General features: G+C 69.8%; 14 protein-coding genes. 8 read left to right on the top strand and 6 right to left on the bottom strand.

The annotated features are described in order from the left end of the window. Nucleotides 1-177 precede the first annotated feature (177 nt). A complete protein-coding gene (locus BLQ39_RS15065; protein ID WP_241986889.1) occupies nt 178-918 on the bottom strand; it encodes a YflT domain-containing protein in 741 nt (246 codons plus the stop codon). 56 nt (nt 919-974) lie between these two features. Between BLQ39_RS15065 and BLQ39_RS15060 the strand changes: the two genes are divergently transcribed. From BLQ39_RS15060 to BLQ39_RS15040, 5 genes are read left to right on the top strand one after another with little or no spacing between them, the layout of a single operon-like run. Continuing rightward, nucleotides 975-2,315 (top strand): magnesium transporter MgtE N-terminal domain-containing protein, encoded by a 1,341-nt coding sequence (locus BLQ39_RS15060; RefSeq protein ID WP_092325258.1) that lies wholly within the window; start codon nt 975-977, stop codon nt 2,313-2,315. Continuing rightward, the gene (locus tag BLQ39_RS15055; RefSeq protein WP_092325256.1) at nt 2,302-2,871 is read left to right on the top strand and encodes a DUF1003 domain-containing protein; all 570 of its coding nucleotides are present in this window, start codon (nt 2,302-2,304) and stop codon (nt 2,869-2,871) included. Before BLQ39_RS15060 ends, BLQ39_RS15055 begins: the two co-directional genes overlap by 14 nt. Continuing rightward, complete coding sequence (locus BLQ39_RS15050) at nt 2,864-4,018, top strand: Mrp/NBP35 family ATP-binding protein (protein WP_241982971.1); 1,155 nt, start codon at nt 2,864-2,866, stop codon at nt 4,016-4,018. The genes BLQ39_RS15055 and BLQ39_RS15050 overlap by 8 nt, the downstream gene beginning before the upstream one ends. A gap of 20 nt (nt 4,019-4,038) precedes the next feature. Then, entirely contained in the window at nt 4,039-4,428 is a 390-nt protein-coding gene (locus BLQ39_RS15045) for a hypothetical protein (protein ID WP_092325254.1), read from the top strand. Between the two features lie 55 nt (nt 4,429-4,483). Then, nucleotides 4,484-6,034, top strand: coding sequence for a succinic semialdehyde dehydrogenase (locus BLQ39_RS15040; protein WP_092325252.1), 1,551 nt, complete (start codon nt 4,484-4,486; stop codon nt 6,032-6,034). 79 nt (nt 6,035-6,113) lie between these two features. Here BLQ39_RS15040 and BLQ39_RS15035 read toward each other — a convergent pair whose 3' ends face one another. After that, nucleotides 6,114-6,506 (bottom strand): sec-independent translocase, encoded by a 393-nt coding sequence (locus BLQ39_RS15035; RefSeq protein WP_092325250.1) that lies wholly within the window; start codon nt 6,504-6,506, stop codon nt 6,114-6,116. An 87-nt stretch (nt 6,507-6,593) separates the two neighbouring features. Here BLQ39_RS15035 and BLQ39_RS15030 point away from each other — a divergent pair, with 87 nt between their 5' ends. Further along, the gene (locus BLQ39_RS15030) at nt 6,594-7,226 is read left to right on the top strand and encodes an O-methyltransferase (RefSeq protein WP_092325248.1); all 633 of its coding nucleotides are present in this window, start codon (nt 6,594-6,596) and stop codon (nt 7,224-7,226) included. 81 nt (nt 7,227-7,307) lie between these two features. Here the strand turns inward: BLQ39_RS15030 and BLQ39_RS15025 are convergent, their stop codons facing one another. The 3 genes from BLQ39_RS15025 to dapE form a co-directional block, all read right to left on the bottom strand. After that, nucleotides 7,308-7,484 carry a DUF3117 domain-containing protein gene (locus BLQ39_RS15025; RefSeq protein ID WP_092325262.1) on the bottom strand — a complete coding sequence of 59 codons (177 nt, stop codon included), beginning with the start codon at nt 7,482-7,484 and terminating at the stop codon, nt 7,308-7,310. A gap of 65 nt (nt 7,485-7,549) precedes the next feature. Continuing rightward, nucleotides 7,550-8,764: a hypothetical protein gene (locus tag BLQ39_RS15020; protein ID WP_241982970.1), complete on the bottom strand. Its 1,215-nt coding sequence runs from the start codon at nt 8,762-8,764 to the stop codon at nt 7,550-7,552. A gap of 9 nt (nt 8,765-8,773) precedes the next feature. After that, complete coding sequence (gene dapE, locus BLQ39_RS15015) at nt 8,774-9,892, bottom strand: succinyl-diaminopimelate desuccinylase (protein WP_422386333.1); 1,119 nt, start codon at nt 9,890-9,892, stop codon at nt 8,774-8,776. Between the two features lie 8 nt (nt 9,893-9,900). Between dapE and dapD the strand changes: the two genes are divergently transcribed. Together dapD and BLQ39_RS15005 are read left to right on the top strand one after the other, a co-directional pair. After that, a complete protein-coding gene (dapD, locus tag BLQ39_RS15010) occupies nt 9,901-10,881 on the top strand; it encodes a 2,3,4,5-tetrahydropyridine-2,6-dicarboxylate N-succinyltransferase (RefSeq protein WP_092325244.1) in 981 nt (326 codons plus the stop codon). Nucleotides 10,882-11,057: 176 nt separating this feature from the next. Next, the gene (locus tag BLQ39_RS15005; RefSeq protein ID WP_241986890.1) at nt 11,058-13,694 is read left to right on the top strand and encodes a penicillin acylase family protein; all 2,637 of its coding nucleotides are present in this window, start codon (nt 11,058-11,060) and stop codon (nt 13,692-13,694) included. A 55-nt stretch (nt 13,695-13,749) separates the two neighbouring features. Here the strand turns inward: BLQ39_RS15005 and BLQ39_RS15000 are convergent. Beyond that, nucleotides 13,750-14,071 (bottom strand): IS30 family transposase (locus BLQ39_RS15000; RefSeq protein WP_143006492.1); only part of this gene is annotated, 322 nt, incomplete at its 5' end.

Here is a 14,071-nt window from a genome sequence, read left to right as displayed (position 1 = left end):
CCGACCCTCGACCTCGACACCCCAGCCACCCGGCTGAACCAGCTGCTCAAGGCAGCTGAAACCACCCGCGTTGCCTAGACCGCTTGACTTTGCCGCGCAACGAAGGTGCCAAACTCACAGTTCGGCGGAGGTTAGGCGGAGGTTACCGGCCGGAACGGGCGTCGCCGGCGGCTTCGCTCACGGCTTCGCGGGCGGCTCGAAGTCGGGCGCGGAAGTCTGGACGCCGTACCTGGGCGGCTCGGTTCCGGCAGCGGAAGTCTGGACGCCGTACCTGGGCGGCTCGGCGGCCGGCGGCCCGGCGGCGGGCGGCTCCGTGCCGGCAGCCGGCGGCTCGGTTCCGGCAGCGGGCGGCTCGGTTCCGGCAGCGGGCGGCTCGGTGGGCCGGGTTGCCTCCGACGGATGCGGCGCGGCCGCGTGCGCCCCGCCATCCGCGATCCCGGCCAGCAGGTTGCGCGCCCGGTGGACCAGGCTCGGCTCGACGATGATCTGATAGTTGCTCGCGATCACCTGCATCGTCGAGGTGAAGTCGCGGCGGCGACGGTTCAGCGCATAGCTGACCAGGCTGAAGAACATCCCGAAACCGGCACCGATCAGCAGCGCGGCGGCCACGAACGGCAGGCTGGAACCGGTCGGCGAGAAGATGAAGAACAGCACCCCGAAAAAGATCCCCATCCAGGCTCCGGATGCCGCTCCGGCGAGTGCGACCTTGCCGTAGGTGAGCTTGCCGGTCACCCGTTCGACGCTCTTGAGGTCGTTGCCGACGATGGAGAGCTGCTTCACCGGGAAGTCCGACACGGCGAGCTTCTCGACCGCCTGCTGCGCCTCGTTGTAGGTCTCGAAGGTGGCCAGGACCTCGCCCTTCGGCAGGACCGGGAAGAGCACCGCCGAGCGGGGGGACCAGGGGCTTTGATTACTCATGCCGCCATTGTTCCACGCTCGCAGGGATTAGCTGGTGAGTGGCCTAGATTTGTACTGTGAGTGCCACCAGAGTCTTCGTCGCCCGCCTGGCCGGATGCACCGTCTTCGACCCCGCGGGCGACCGCGTGGGCAAGGTGCGCGATGTTCTGGTGGTCTACCGAAAAAGCGACCCGCCCCGAGTCGTCGGCCTGATCGTCGAAATTCCCGGCAAGCGCCGCGTGTTCGTCTCGATCGGCCGGGTGACCAGCATGGGCTCGGGCCAGATCATCACCACCGGCCTGATCAACGTGCGCCGCTTCGAACAGCGCGGCGGCGAAGTGCGCGTCATAGCCGAGATGCTCGGCCGCAAGGTCGCCTTCGACGACGGCTCCGGTGACGCGACGGTCGAGGATGTCGCGATCGAGCAGAGCGGTCCGAGCAGCCAGGGCGACTGGGCGATCAGCCAGCTCTTCGTCCGGCGCCCCAGGACGAGCGCCTCCCCCTTCGCCAAGGGCGCGACGGCCTTCGTCACCTGGGGCGAGGTGCGCGAGAAGTCGACGGTGGGCCAGGCCCAGTCGGCCGAGCAGCTCATCGCCACGTACTCCGAGCTCAAGCCCGCCGACCTCGCGAACACGCTGCTCGACCTGCCGCGGGAGCGCATGTTCGAGGTGGCCGGCGAGCTGCCCGACGGCCGCCTCGCCGATGTGCTCGAGGAGATGCCCGAGAGCGAGCAGGTGGGCATCCTGACCCGGCTCGGCGACGCCCGCGCCGCCGAGGTTCTCGACCACATGCAGCCGGATGACGCGGCCGACCTGATCGCCCAGCTTCCGTCAGAGCGCGGCGAGCAGTTGCTCGACCTGATGGAGCCGGAGGAGGCCGACGATGTGCGCTTCCTGCTCACCTACGCCCCGGACACCGCCGGCGGACTGATGACGACCGAGCCGATCATCGTGTCGGCCGACGCCACCGTGGCCGAGGGGCTCGCGCTCATCCGTCGCCACGACCTGGCGCCCGCCCTCGGCGCGGCGATCTGCGTCACCCTGCCGCCGTACGAGCCGCCGACCGGTCGCTTCCTCGGCATGGTGCATTTCCAGCGGATGCTGCGCTACCCGCCGCACGAGCGCCTCGGCACCCTGCTCGACCTCGGCCTCGAGCCCGTCACCGCCGAAACCTCGGCGGCCGAGGTGTCGCGCATCCTCGCCAGCTACGACCTCGTGTCGGTGCCCGTCGTCGACGAGAACCACCGCCTGGTCGGTGTGGTCACGATCGACGACGTGCTCGACTATCTCCTCCCCGACGACTGGCGCAGCCACGACGGCACCGAGGAAGTGCGCCGGCGCGCCGCGGTCCGCAGCGAGCTGAAGACCGGAAGCATCCCCCTGCCCGGCGGCAAGGACAGCGGCCATGGCCAGGGCTAACCGCTCGGAGCAGCGGCTCGACGCGCCCAAGGGCCTGCGCTCCCGGGGGCTCGGAGGCTTCGGCCTCGGCCGGGGCAGCGACCGCTTCGGGCGGTTCACCGAGGCGATCGCCCGCGGAATGGGCACCCCCTGGTTCCTCCTCGGGCTGACCCTGTTCGTGACCGCCTGGGTCACCTGGAACACCCTCTCCCCCGCCCCGCTGCGCTTCGACTCCATCGAACTGGGCTTCATCGCGCTCACCCTGGTGCTCTCCCTGCAGGCCTCCTACGCCGCTCCCCTGATCCTCCTGGCGCAGAACCGACAGGACGACCGCGACCGGGTGCAGATCGAACAGGACCGGCAGCGGGCCGAACGCAACCTCGCCGACACCGAATATCTGGCGCGGGAGGTCGTCGCCCTGCGACTGGCGATGAAGGACCTCGCGTCGAAGGACTTCCTCCGGGCCGAACTGCGTTCCGTGCTGGAGAACCTCGAACAGCGTGACGAGCAGGCCCGGCGAGCGCGGCGCAGCGAAGCGGCGGAGCGGGACCGCGAGGAACGTCCCCGGGGTGAATAGCGACGCGGTCTACGCGGCGCTCGCCCGGGTGATCGACCCGGAGATCCGCAAGCCGATCACCGAGCTCGACATGGTGGAGGGCGTCACGGTCGCCGACGACGGCCGGGTGACCGTCGCGATCCGGCTGACGATCGCCGGATGCCCCGCGGCGCAGAAGATCGAACGCGATGTGCTCCGGGCCGCGGAATCCGTCGCCGGCGAAGGCCGGGCCTCGGTCGAGGTCGGCGTCATGACCCGGGAGCAGCGCCAGGCCCTGACCGAAAAGCTGCGCGGCGGCAAGGCGGCCCGCGTCACCCAGTTCGGGCCGGAGTCGCTGACCCGCGTCTACGCGATCACGAGCGGAAAGGGAGGCGTCGGCAAGTCCACGATCACCGCCAACCTGGCCGTCGCGCTGGCCGCGCAGGGCCTGCGGGTCGGCATCGTCGACGCGGATGTGCACGGGTTCTCGATCCCGGGCCTGCTCGGGCTCGTCGCCGAGCCCACGGACGGAGCCCGAACGGGCAGCGCGGTCAAGCCGACCCAGGTCGGCGACATGATCCTGCCGCCGATCGCCTACGACGTGAAGGTCATCTCGATCGCCATGTTCGTCGAGGACGCGTCGGTGGCCGTGGCCTGGCGCGGGCCGATGCTGCACCGCACGATCCAGCAGTTCCTCACCGACGTGTACTTCGGCGACCTGGACATCCTGCTGCTCGACCTGCCTCCCGGAACCGGCGACGTGGCGATCACCGTGGGCCAGCTGCTCCCCCACGCCGAGGTCATCGTCGTCACCACGCCGCAGCCGGCGGCCGCCGAGGTCGCCGAGCGCAGCGGCGTCGTCGCCCGCCAGACCGGCCAGAGCGTCTACGGCGTGATCGAGAACATGTCCGGGCTGCCGCAGCCCGACGGCACGGTGCTCGAGCTCTTCGGCTCCGGCGGCGGCGCCGAGGTCGCCAGGCGCCTCTCCTCGAACCAGGAAGCGCCCGTGCCCCTGCTCGCGCAGGTGCCGCTCAGCGTGCCCCTGCGTTCCGGCGGCGACCGGGGCGTGCCGGTCGTGCTCGGCGACCCCGCCGATCCCGCCGCCATAGCCATTCGCGCGGTGGCCGAGCGGCTCGCCACCCGGGGCCGGGGACTCTCCGGCCGCAGCCTGGGCATCTCGCCGAAATAGCAGCCCGCCCGAGAAGACGGATGCCGCTCGCCGCGGAGGCCGAGCAACCGCTGCGCGCGTCCACCGGCGGGGCTACGCTGGCGCCAGGTCGGCCGACCCGTGCCGACGGAAGCGAGGACATCCGCATGTTCACCCTGCACATCGAACACACCGTGACCGGCTACGACGCGTGGAAGCGTATGTTCGACGCGGATCCCGTCGACCGGAAAGGCTCGGGCGTCACCGCGTACCGGGTCAGGCGGCCCGTCGGTGACACCGGGACGGTGATGGTCGAACTCGACTTCGACTCCCGCGAGGCCGGAGAACGGATGGGCGCGGCGCTCGATGAGCTGTGGAAGGGCCCGGCTGCCGCGATCACGATCAACCCGCACTCGAGGCTCACCGAGACGGTCGAAACCGCCACGCTCTGAGAACCGTCCGGGGCGCCATCCGGCGGGCGGGCCGCTCGCCCCTAGACTGGCCCGCATGCCTGCCACCACGCTTGATCGACCGCTGATCACCGACCTCGACCGCGACATCGCCTCCACCTCGGGGACAACCGTCGACGTGATCGCCCCGTTCAGCGGCGAGGTGCTGCACCGGCTGCCGGTGAGCACCCACGACGACGTCAGCGAGGCGTATTCGAGCGCCCGGCTGGCCCAGCTGGCCTGGGCCAGGGTCGGGTTCGCCCGCCGCCGGGCGATCCTGCTGCGCGCACACGACCTCGTCCTCAAACGCCGGGAGCTCCTGCTCGACGCGGTGCAGACCGAGACGGGGAAGACCCGCGGCCAGGCCTTCGAGGAGGTCTTCCAGGCCGCCAGCATCACCCGGTACAACGCGCTCTCCGCCCGCACCGTGTTGCGCGGCGGGCGCCGCCGGGCCGCCATCCCCCTCGTGGTCGGCACCCGTGTGCAGTTCCGGCCCAAGGGCGTCGTCGGGGTCATCACGCCGTGGAACTTCCCGCTCAGCCTCGCTGCGATGGACGTCGTCCCCGCCCTGGCCGCCGGCTGCGCAGTGGTGCAGAAGGCCGACAGCCAGGGCGCACTGAGCATCCTCGCGTTGCGGCGAGCGTTCATCGACGCCGGGGTCCCCGCCGCCCTCTGGGCGGTCGTCACGGGTGACGGCGCCGAGATCGGCGGCGCCGTGACGAACCAGGCGGACTACATCTGCTTCACCGGTTCAACGGCGACCGGCAGGCGCGTCGCGGTGCAGGCGGCCGAGAACCTGATCGGTGTGTCGCTCGAACTCGGCGGCAACAACCCGCTGATCGTGCTCGACGACGTCGACCCGGCGAAGGCCGCGGCGGATGCCGCCTACGCCTGTTTTTCCTCGATGGGCCAGCTCTGCGTGTCCATCGAGCGCATCTACGTCGAGCGCGGCGTGGCCGCGGACTTCCTGCGCGAGTTCGTGGTCCGGACGGAGTCGCTGATCCTCGGCGCCGGGTTCGACTACACCGCCGACGTGGGATCCCTCACCAGCCAGGCCCAGCTCGAGCGGGTGACCGCGCATGTGCAGGATGCCCTCGCCAAGGGCGCGACGCTCGAGGCCGGCGGGCGGGCGCGCCCCGACATCGGACCGCTCTTCTTCGAACCGACCGTGCTCAGCGGGGTCACCCCCGACATGCACTGCTACGCGAACGAAACCTTCGGTCCGGTCGTGGCCGTGTCGGTCGTCGACTCCGAGCAGGAGGCAATCCTCGTGGCCAATGACAGCGAGTTCGGGCTCAACGCATCGGTGTTCTCCGGTTCGACCGGCCGCGGGCTCCGCGTGGCGTCCGCCATGGAGGCCGGCAGCGTCAATGTCAACGAGGGCTACCGGGGATCGTTTTCCTCGGTCGACGCTCCGATGGGCGGGGTCAAGCACTCGGGCCTGGGCCGGCGCAACGGCCCGGAAGGCCTGCTCCGGTTCGTCGACGCGACCACGGTTTCGCACGCGACCGGCCTGCTCCAGCTGCCCCGGCTCGGCCGCGAGTTCGCCCGGCTGGCCGGTCCGCTGTTGCTGCTCGCGGTCGTGCTCAAGGCCATCCGCCGCCGCTGACCCGTCCACCTTGACAGTTCCGGTCGACTTTGACCGGCGCACCAGCCGAATTCGACCGGAACCGTCAATCTCGGCGGCTCTAGGTGGCTTCGGTGTCGAAGGGGGCCGGGGCGGAGGGCGTGAGGGCGGCGTTCTCCCTGGCGCGCTTCCGCTGCAGGTAGGCGCTGTCCGGGTTGGGAGCGGCGCGCGAAACCGTGGCCGTCACCTCTTTCTCGGGGGCGTCGTCGACGAGCGCCTCCCGGATGATCCGGCGCGGGTCGTACTGGCGCGGGTCGAGTTTCTTCCAGTCCAGATCGTCGAACTCCGGGCCCATTTCGTCGCGCATGCGGTCCTTGGCCCCGTTGGCCATGTCCCGAAGCTGACGCGCGAGGCGGCCCAATTGCGCCGCGTAATGCGGGAGCCGCTCCGGCCCGAGCAGGAACACGGCGATGATCCCGATCAGGAGAAGTTTCTCGAAGGTCAGACCGAACATTTATTCAGAATAACCCTCGGCGGGGCATCCCCGGACCAGCCGAGGCTCCCACGTAGTCTTGATGCACCCCCCTACTGGAGTTGTGCCGTGACTGACATTGAACTGAACTGGAAATTCTCCGACGACCTGGTCGTGGAAAGCGATGCGCTTTCCAAGGCGAGGCAGCAGTCCCATGAGCTCGGCATCGACGCGATCGCGCCCTCGGTGGGCGCCCAGACCGCCGTGATCGCCGCGGCGACCGGCGCGCGGAGCATCCTCGAGGTGGGCACGGGAGCCGGCGTCTCCGGCATCTGGCTGCTCACCGGTGCCCCGGGCGCGACGCTGACCTCCATCGACACGGAGATCGACCACCAGCAGCATGCCAGGGCGAACTTCATCGAGGCGGGGATCCCCGCCAACCGGGTGCGCCTGATCACCGGCAAGGCGGCCGACGTGCTGCCTCGGATGAACGAGAGTTCCTACGACATTGTCTTCGTCGACGCCGACCCGCAGTCCGTCATCGAATACGTTGAGCACGCCCTCCGCCTGGCCAGGCCAGGCGGAACCGTGCTCGTGGCCCACGCCCTCTGGCGCGGACGGGTGGCGAACCCGACCCAGCGCGACGACCTGGCAACCGGGTTCCGCACCCTGCTGACCGAGATCGCGTCCTCCCGGGCCGTCATCAGCGCCCTCTCCCCCGTCGGGGACGGGCTGCTGCAGATCACCAAGCTGCGCGCCTGACGAAGCGCGCATCACGTTAAACGGAGTTCGGCCGCACGGCAGAGCCGCGCGGCCGAACATCCGTGGTGCAATCAACCGGGCCTAGACGGCCGAACTGACCACCCCGGCAAGTGCGTCGTGAAGCTCCTTCGCTTCGGCGTCGTTCACGGAGACGACAAGTCGGCCTCCGCCTTCAAGCGGTACCCGCACAATAATCAGGCGGCCCTCTTTGACGGCCTCCATAGGCCCATCCCCGGTCCGTGGCTTCATGGCAGCCATGAACTCCCCTTTCATTCAATTCCTCTGAACTTCCATTATCGTCTATCGGGCCCCGAAGACTGTAATTAGGGGGGTGTCCAGTCGGCGCCGTCGACCCTCCAGCAGATCAGGAGCCAGCCCCACTGGCCGGCAACGCAGAGCAGAACGACCCCGGCCCGGTACAGCCGACTCCGAGGCTGGGCCACCGCGCCGAGCAGGGGGAACAGCGGCACGAGCAACCGGAAGGTGCTCGACTGCGGGAAGAACACGGCGAACAGGTAGAGCGCATAGCCGGCCACCCAGAACCTCAGGTCCACGCCGAGCCGCCGGACGGCCGGCGTGAACATGACCATCGTGAAGGCCAGGATCAGCGCTAGCACGGCGACGATGCCCAGCGGCATCCCGAGCCACCAGACGCCGCTCTGGAACCAGGCGGTGAACGGAACGAGCTCCTGGTAGCCGATATACGGCGCCCGCCAGGCCAGCTCCGTGTCGGTGTACGCCGTGAGCGACCCGGTGACCGCCCACGCCGCGAGCGGCCAGGCGAGGCCCATGATCCCGCTGAACACGGCGACGGATGCCGACAGCACCCGTTCCCGGGGCGGGAACGGGTCCCGGCCCCTCGTGATCCAGCGGTACGCCACGTGCAGCGCGAGGGCGAGCGCGAAGGCGAGGCCGCTCGGGCGGGTCAGCGCCATCACGGCGATCACCGGGAACAACGCCGCGTAGCGCCGCTCGAGCAGGAGGTAGAGCGCCAGGGTGAGGAAGAACAGGTACATCGATTCCGCGTAGCCGAACTGCAGGATCGGGGAGAGCGGGGCGACGCAGAACAGCACGACCGAGAACAGCGCGGTCCCGTGGTCCAGCACCCGGCGCATCAGCCGGTAGAACAGCAGGGCCGAGCCGAGGCTGAAGGCCACCGACACGAATACGGCGACGGGAGCCCATCCCGCACCGCTGGCCTCCATCAGCAGCCGCACGGCGGCCGGATACCCGGGCATGAACGCCCAGGCGTTCTCCGCCACCTGGCCCTCCGGCGTGACCGGCAGCACCGGAGGGTAGCCGCCGATCGCGACGATATTGTACCAGCGGCCGTCCCACATGTTCGCGAAGTCGGCGTAGCGCGGCCGGGCGCCCGTCCACGCGTTGGCCTCCTGCAGGTTCGCCATCGCGAGCACGAGCGATGTCGTCACCAGCCGGGACGCGGCCCAGACGAAGGCGACCTTCGCCCACCACGGAGTGAGCCGGTACCGGGCCCGCCACCGCGCGGGGATTCGCGTCTGGGCGGCGGTGGCGGACATCGCGGGCCCTTAGTCGGTGGAGGCGGTCAACCAGGAACGGAGGCCGTCTTCGCACTCCGTGATCTGCCGCAGGGCAACCCGTTCGTCATCCGCGTGGGCCTTGAGCGGGTCGCCAGGACCGTAGTTGACGGCGGGGATCCCGAGGGCGGAGAAGCGCGCGACATCCGTCCAGCCGTACTTGGGCCGGGGTTCCGCGCCGACGGCGGCGAGGAACTGTTTGGCGAGCGGGGCGTCGAGCCCGGGGCGGGCTCCGGCGGCGGAGTCCACGACGGTGATGTCATAGCCGGGGAACAGCTCGTGCACGTGCGCCAGCGCCTCCTCGACCGAGCGGCTGGGGGCGAACCGGTAGTTGATGTGCACCATGCACTCGTCGGGGATGACGTTCCCGGCGATACCCCCGGTGATGCCGACGGCGTTGAGGCCCTCGCGGTAGACCAGTCCCTCGACCTCCACCGCGCGGGGCTCGTAGTTCGCGAGCGTGTCGAGAATGGGGGTGACCTTGTGGATGGCGTTCTCGCCCACCCAGCTGCGCGCCGAATGCGCGCGCAGGCCGAACGTGCGGATTTCAACGCGCAGGTTCCCGTTGCAACCGCCTTCGACCTGGCTGTTGCTCGGTTCGCCGAGGATCGCGAAGTCCCCCTCGAACAGATCGGGCCGATTGCGGGCGAGCCGGCCGAGGCCATTGAGCGCGTCCGAAACCTCCTCGTGGTCGTACCACATCCAGGTCAGGTCGACGATGGGGTCGGTGAGCTCCGCGGCGAGCTTGAGCTGCACGGCGACGCCGGCCTTCATATCGACGGTGCCGCGACCCCACAGATAATCCACGCCGTCGACGGTTTCGAACCTGGTCGGCAGGTTGTTGTTCAGCGGCACGGTGTCGATGTGGCCGGCGATCACGACGCGCTGGGCCCGGCCGAGGTTGGTGCGGGCGACGATGGTGTCGCCGTCCCTGATGATTTCGAGGTGGCCGAGGCCGCTGAGCGTACGCTCGATGGCGTCGGCCAGTCCGGTCTCGTTACCGGACACCGACTCCATGTCGCAGATTTCACGCGTGATGTCGATGGATGATGCGGCGAGGTTCAGGGCCGCGGGGATCTGAGGCACGGGAGTGAGAGGCACCCTACTAATCTAGAGCCATGGTCACGCCGCTCCCGTCAAACGCCCCCGCACCGACGCATGGCTGGGGGTACGGGCTGGCCACGGTTTCCGGCAACGGAACCGTGCTGGACACGTGGTTCCCGGCCCCCGGTCTCGGCCGGCTGCCGGCCGGACGCGACCGCTGGATCGTGCCCGCCGAACTCGAAGCGGCCGCCGGCGACGACACACGGCGTAACGTTTCCTTGGAAGCCGTCACCGTGGAAATCGACCTGCAGGAGCCGCCGGCCGGCACCTCGGACGCGTACCTGCGCCTGCACCTCCTCTCCCACCTGCTCGTGCTCCCCAACAGCATCAACCTCGACGGCATCTTCGGCCATCTCCCCACCGTCGTCTGGACCAACGCCGGGCCGGTGCACCCGGCCGACTACGACCGGTTGCGCCCCTCGCTCCAGCGCCTGGGCATCCAGCCGACCGGGATCGACAAGTTCCCGATGCTGCTGGGCTACGTCACGCCGGACCGGGTGCGGATCGCGGATGCCTCCCGCGTGCGGCTGGGCGCCTACCTGTCCCCCGGGACCACCGTCATGCACGAAGGCTTCGTCAACTTCAACGCCGGAACCCTCGGCTCCTCAATGGTCGAGGGCCGAATCTCCCAGGGCGTTGTCGTGGGCGACGGTGCGGACATCGGCGGCGGCGCCTCGATCATGGGCACCCTCTCCGGCGGGGGCACCCAGCGGGTGTCGATCGGGCAGCGCGCCCTGCTCGGCGCGAACTCCGGCGTCGGCATCGCCATCGGCGACGACACGGTCGTCGAGGCCGGCCTCTACGTCACTGCCGGCACCAAGGTCGTGCTCGTCGGCGAGGCCCGCACTGCGGACGGCGCACCCCGCACGGTGAAGGCCGTCGAGTTGTCCGGCGTGGCCGGCCTGCTCTTCCGCCGCAACTCGCTCACCGGTGCGGTCGAGGTGCTGCGCAGGGACGGAACCGGCGTCGTGCTCAACGAGGCGCTGCACGCCTGACAATGCTCGGTGACACCAGGCTTCGACAACGCGGCGCTTCGGTAACGCTGCGCTTCGGTAACACAACGCGGAGTCGCGCCGCCGGAAGACGCCCCAGCCGATAGCATCCGTGTAGCAGGACCAGCGGGATGCGCAGCATCCGTCGACCTGTCCGGATTCGATCACAGGGGAGTGACGTGGGTACCGACGCACCGCGCAGCAGGCGCCACCGCAGGGCCCGTACGCTCCTCGCCCTGCTCGGCATCGTGCTGAGCCTGGCGCTTGTGGCCGCGGGCCTCGGCGTGTGGACGGTCATGCGGTCCTTCCCGACGCTGTCCGGCGAGGTGGCTCTTCCGGGGCTCGACGCCGACGCCACCGTGTACCGCGACGACGCCGGCATCCCGCAGATCGTCGCGAAGACGTCGAAGGACCTCTTCATGGCGGAGGGGTACGTGCACGCCCAGGACCGCTTCTGGGAGATGGACTTCCGTCGGCACGTGACCGCCGGGCGTCTCTCGGAGCTGTTCGGGGAGAGCCAGGTCGGCACGGACACCTTCATCCGTACCCTCGGCTGGCGGGCCGTTGCCGAGCAGGAGGTCGCGCTGCTCGACCCGGTCACGCTCGGGTACTACCAGGCCTACGCCGACGGCGTCAACGCCTACCTGGCCACCCACCAGGGCACCGACATCTCCCTCGAGTACGCGGTGCTGGGACTGCAGAACGCCGGCTACGAGCCCGAACGGTGGACGCCGGCCGACTCGGTCGCCTGGCTCAAGGCAATGGCCTGGGACCTCCGCTCAAACCTCGACGACGAAATCGACCGGGCGACGCTCGCGGCGACGCTCACCCCCGAGGAGGTCTCCGAGCTGCACCCGGCCTACCCCTATGCCACCCACCCGACCATCGTGGACGGCATGCCGCCGACCGCGTCGGCCGTCACCGCGGCAGCGCCCGCCGCGAGCGAGGCGCTCGAGAGCACCGCCCTCGCCTCCCCCCTCGACGACCTGCGCACCGCGCTGGCCTCCGTGCCCGAGTTGCTCGGCCCGGCCGGCGGGGAAATCGGCTCGAACTCCTGGGTGGTCTCCGGCGAGCACACCGACACGGGCGAGCCCATCCTCGCCAACGACCCTCACCTCGGCCCGGTCATGCCCTCGGTCTGGTACCAGGTCGGCCTTCGCTGCGAAACCGTCAGCGCCGACTGCCCGTTCGACCTCGCCGGTTACGGGTTCACCGGCATGCCGGGGATCATCATCGGCCACAACGCCCGGGTCGCGTGGGGCTTCACCAACCTCGGGCCGGATGTCGCCGATCTCTACCTCGAGAAGGTGACCGGCGACAGCTACGAGTACGACGGCGCGGAGAAGCCGCTGATCGTGCGCAACGAGAAGATCACCGTCGCCGGGGGGCCTTCGGTGAAGATCGAGATCCATTCGACCGAGCACGGCCCGATCGTGAGCGGCCTCGAGGGGACCGCGTTCCCGGGGATCGCGAGCGACTACCCGGTCGCCGCCGGCCTGCCGGCCAGTCCCGCGCCGGCAGCCCCCGCCGCGCCCGCCGCCGGCGGCGCCGCAGCCCCCGCAGCGGCAGCCCCCGCCGGCGAGTACCAGCTCGCGCTGCAGTGGACGGCGCTGACGCCGGGCCGAACGGCCACCGCCATCTTCGCCCTCAACGCGGCGACCGATTGGGAGAGCTTCCGCGCTGCGGCCGAACTCTTCGAGGTGCCCTCGCAGAACCTTCTCTACGCCGACGTGGACGGCAACATCGGCTACCAGGCTCCCGGCCTCATCCCGATTCGGAAGAAGGGCGACGGCACGGTGCCGGTGCCCGGTTGGACGAGCGACTACGGCTGGACGGGGTTCATCCCCTACGAGGCGCTGCCGACGACGTTCAACCCGCCCAGCGGACTCATCGTCACCGCGAACAACGCGCCGGTCGGGGCGAACTACCCGCACCTGATCACCGCGGACTGGGACCTGGGCTACCGTGCGAACGAGATCACCTCGCGCCTGCAGGGCATGATCGAGGACGGGAAGCCGGTCACCACCGACACCATGAGCGAGATCCAGGCGGACAACTTCAGCGCGGCCGCGGCGACCCTGGTCCCCCTGTTGCAGGACGTGCGGGTCTCCGGCGCGGCGCGTGAGGCCCAGGCGCTGTTCGACGACTGGGACTTCCAGGTAGATGCGGACAGCGCGGCCGCGGCCTACTTCAACATCGTCTGGCGCAACCTGCTGGTCAACATGTTCGACCACAAGTTGCCGGACGGGCTGGGGCTGACCGGCGGCGACCGGGCGTTCTCGATTGTGGAATCCCTGCTCGACCAGCCCGATTCCGACTGGTGGGTCAACGATCGGATCGGCGCCGTCGGACGCGACAGCATGCTCAGCAAGGTGCTGACCCGCGCCGCCGCAGAGGGCGCCGACCTAATGGGCGCGGATGCCTCCGCCTGGGAGTGGGGCAAGCTGCACACGCTCGAGCTCAAGAACGCCAGCTTCGGCGAGTCGGGCGTTGCCCCGATCGAGTGGCTGTTCAACCGGGGCCCGTACGAGCTCGCGGGCGGCTCATCCGTCGTCAACGCCGTCGGCTGGGATGCCTCGGTCGGCTACACCGTCGACTGGGTGCCGTCGATGCGGCAGGTGATCAGCCTCGCCGACTGGGACGACTCAACCTGGCTGAACCTGACCGGCGAGTCCGGGCACGCGTTCCACCCGAATTACGTCGACCAGATGCCGCTCTGGCAGCGCCACGAGACCCGCCCCTGGCTGTTCAGCCTGGCCGCCGTGAAGAAGTCCGCGCAAGACACCCTGCACCTGCGCGCCGCCCGCAACGACTGACCCTCTCGCCGAACTGTGAGTTTGGCACCTTCCCGGGCCGGCAAAGTCAAGCGGTCTAGGCAACGCGGGTGGTTTCAGCTGCCTTGAGCAGCTGGTTCAGCCGGGTGGCTGGGGTGTCGAGGTCGAGGGTCGGTCGGGGACGCCGGTTGAGGGTCGCAGCGACTCGGCGGAGATCGTCGGCGCTGTGGGCTGAGAGGTTCGAGCCCTTCTCGAACCAGAACCGCAGGAGCCGGTTGGTGTTCTCGTTGCTGCCGCGCTGCCAGGGCGAGCGCGGGTCGCAGAAGAAGAGTTTCGTGTCCAGGGCGACCTGGATGCGGGCGTAGTCGGCGAGCTCGGTGCCGCGGTCCCAGGTGATGGAGCGCCGCAGGTGACCCGGG

It is taken from the genome of Cryobacterium psychrotolerans (assembly GCF_900101115.1).
In the GTDB taxonomy this organism is placed as follows: domain Bacteria; phylum Actinomycetota; class Actinomycetes; order Actinomycetales; family Microbacteriaceae; genus Cryobacterium; species Cryobacterium psychrotolerans.
The sequence above is the reverse complement of the archived record's forward strand: the minus strand, read 5'-3'. Positions and strand labels throughout refer to the sequence as shown.

Coding starts and splice junctions, on each gene's coding strand:
- BLQ39_RS15020 (WP_241982970.1), bottom strand. CDS start 8,764: ATGTCCGCCACCGCCGCCCAGACGCGAATCCCCGCGCGGTGGCGGGCC.
- BLQ39_RS15045 (WP_092325254.1), top strand. CDS start 4,039: ATGCCGCTCGCCGCGGAGGCCGAGCAACCGCTGCGCGCGTCCACCGGC.
- dapD (WP_092325244.1), top strand. CDS start 9,901: ATGGTCACGCCGCTCCCGTCAAACGCCCCCGCACCGACGCATGGCTGG.
- BLQ39_RS15035 (WP_092325250.1), bottom strand. CDS start 6,506: ATGTTCGGTCTGACCTTCGAGAAACTTCTCCTGATCGGGATCATCGCC.
- BLQ39_RS15025 (WP_092325262.1), bottom strand. CDS start 7,484: ATGGCTGCCATGAAGCCACGGACCGGGGATGGGCCTATGGAGGCCGTC.
- BLQ39_RS15065 (WP_241986889.1), bottom strand. CDS start 918: ATGAGTAATCAAAGCCCCTGGTCCCCCCGCTCGGCGGTGCTCTTCCCG.
- BLQ39_RS15055 (WP_092325256.1), top strand. CDS start 2,302: ATGGCCAGGGCTAACCGCTCGGAGCAGCGGCTCGACGCGCCCAAGGGC.
- BLQ39_RS15040 (WP_092325252.1), top strand. CDS start 4,484: ATGCCTGCCACCACGCTTGATCGACCGCTGATCACCGACCTCGACCGC.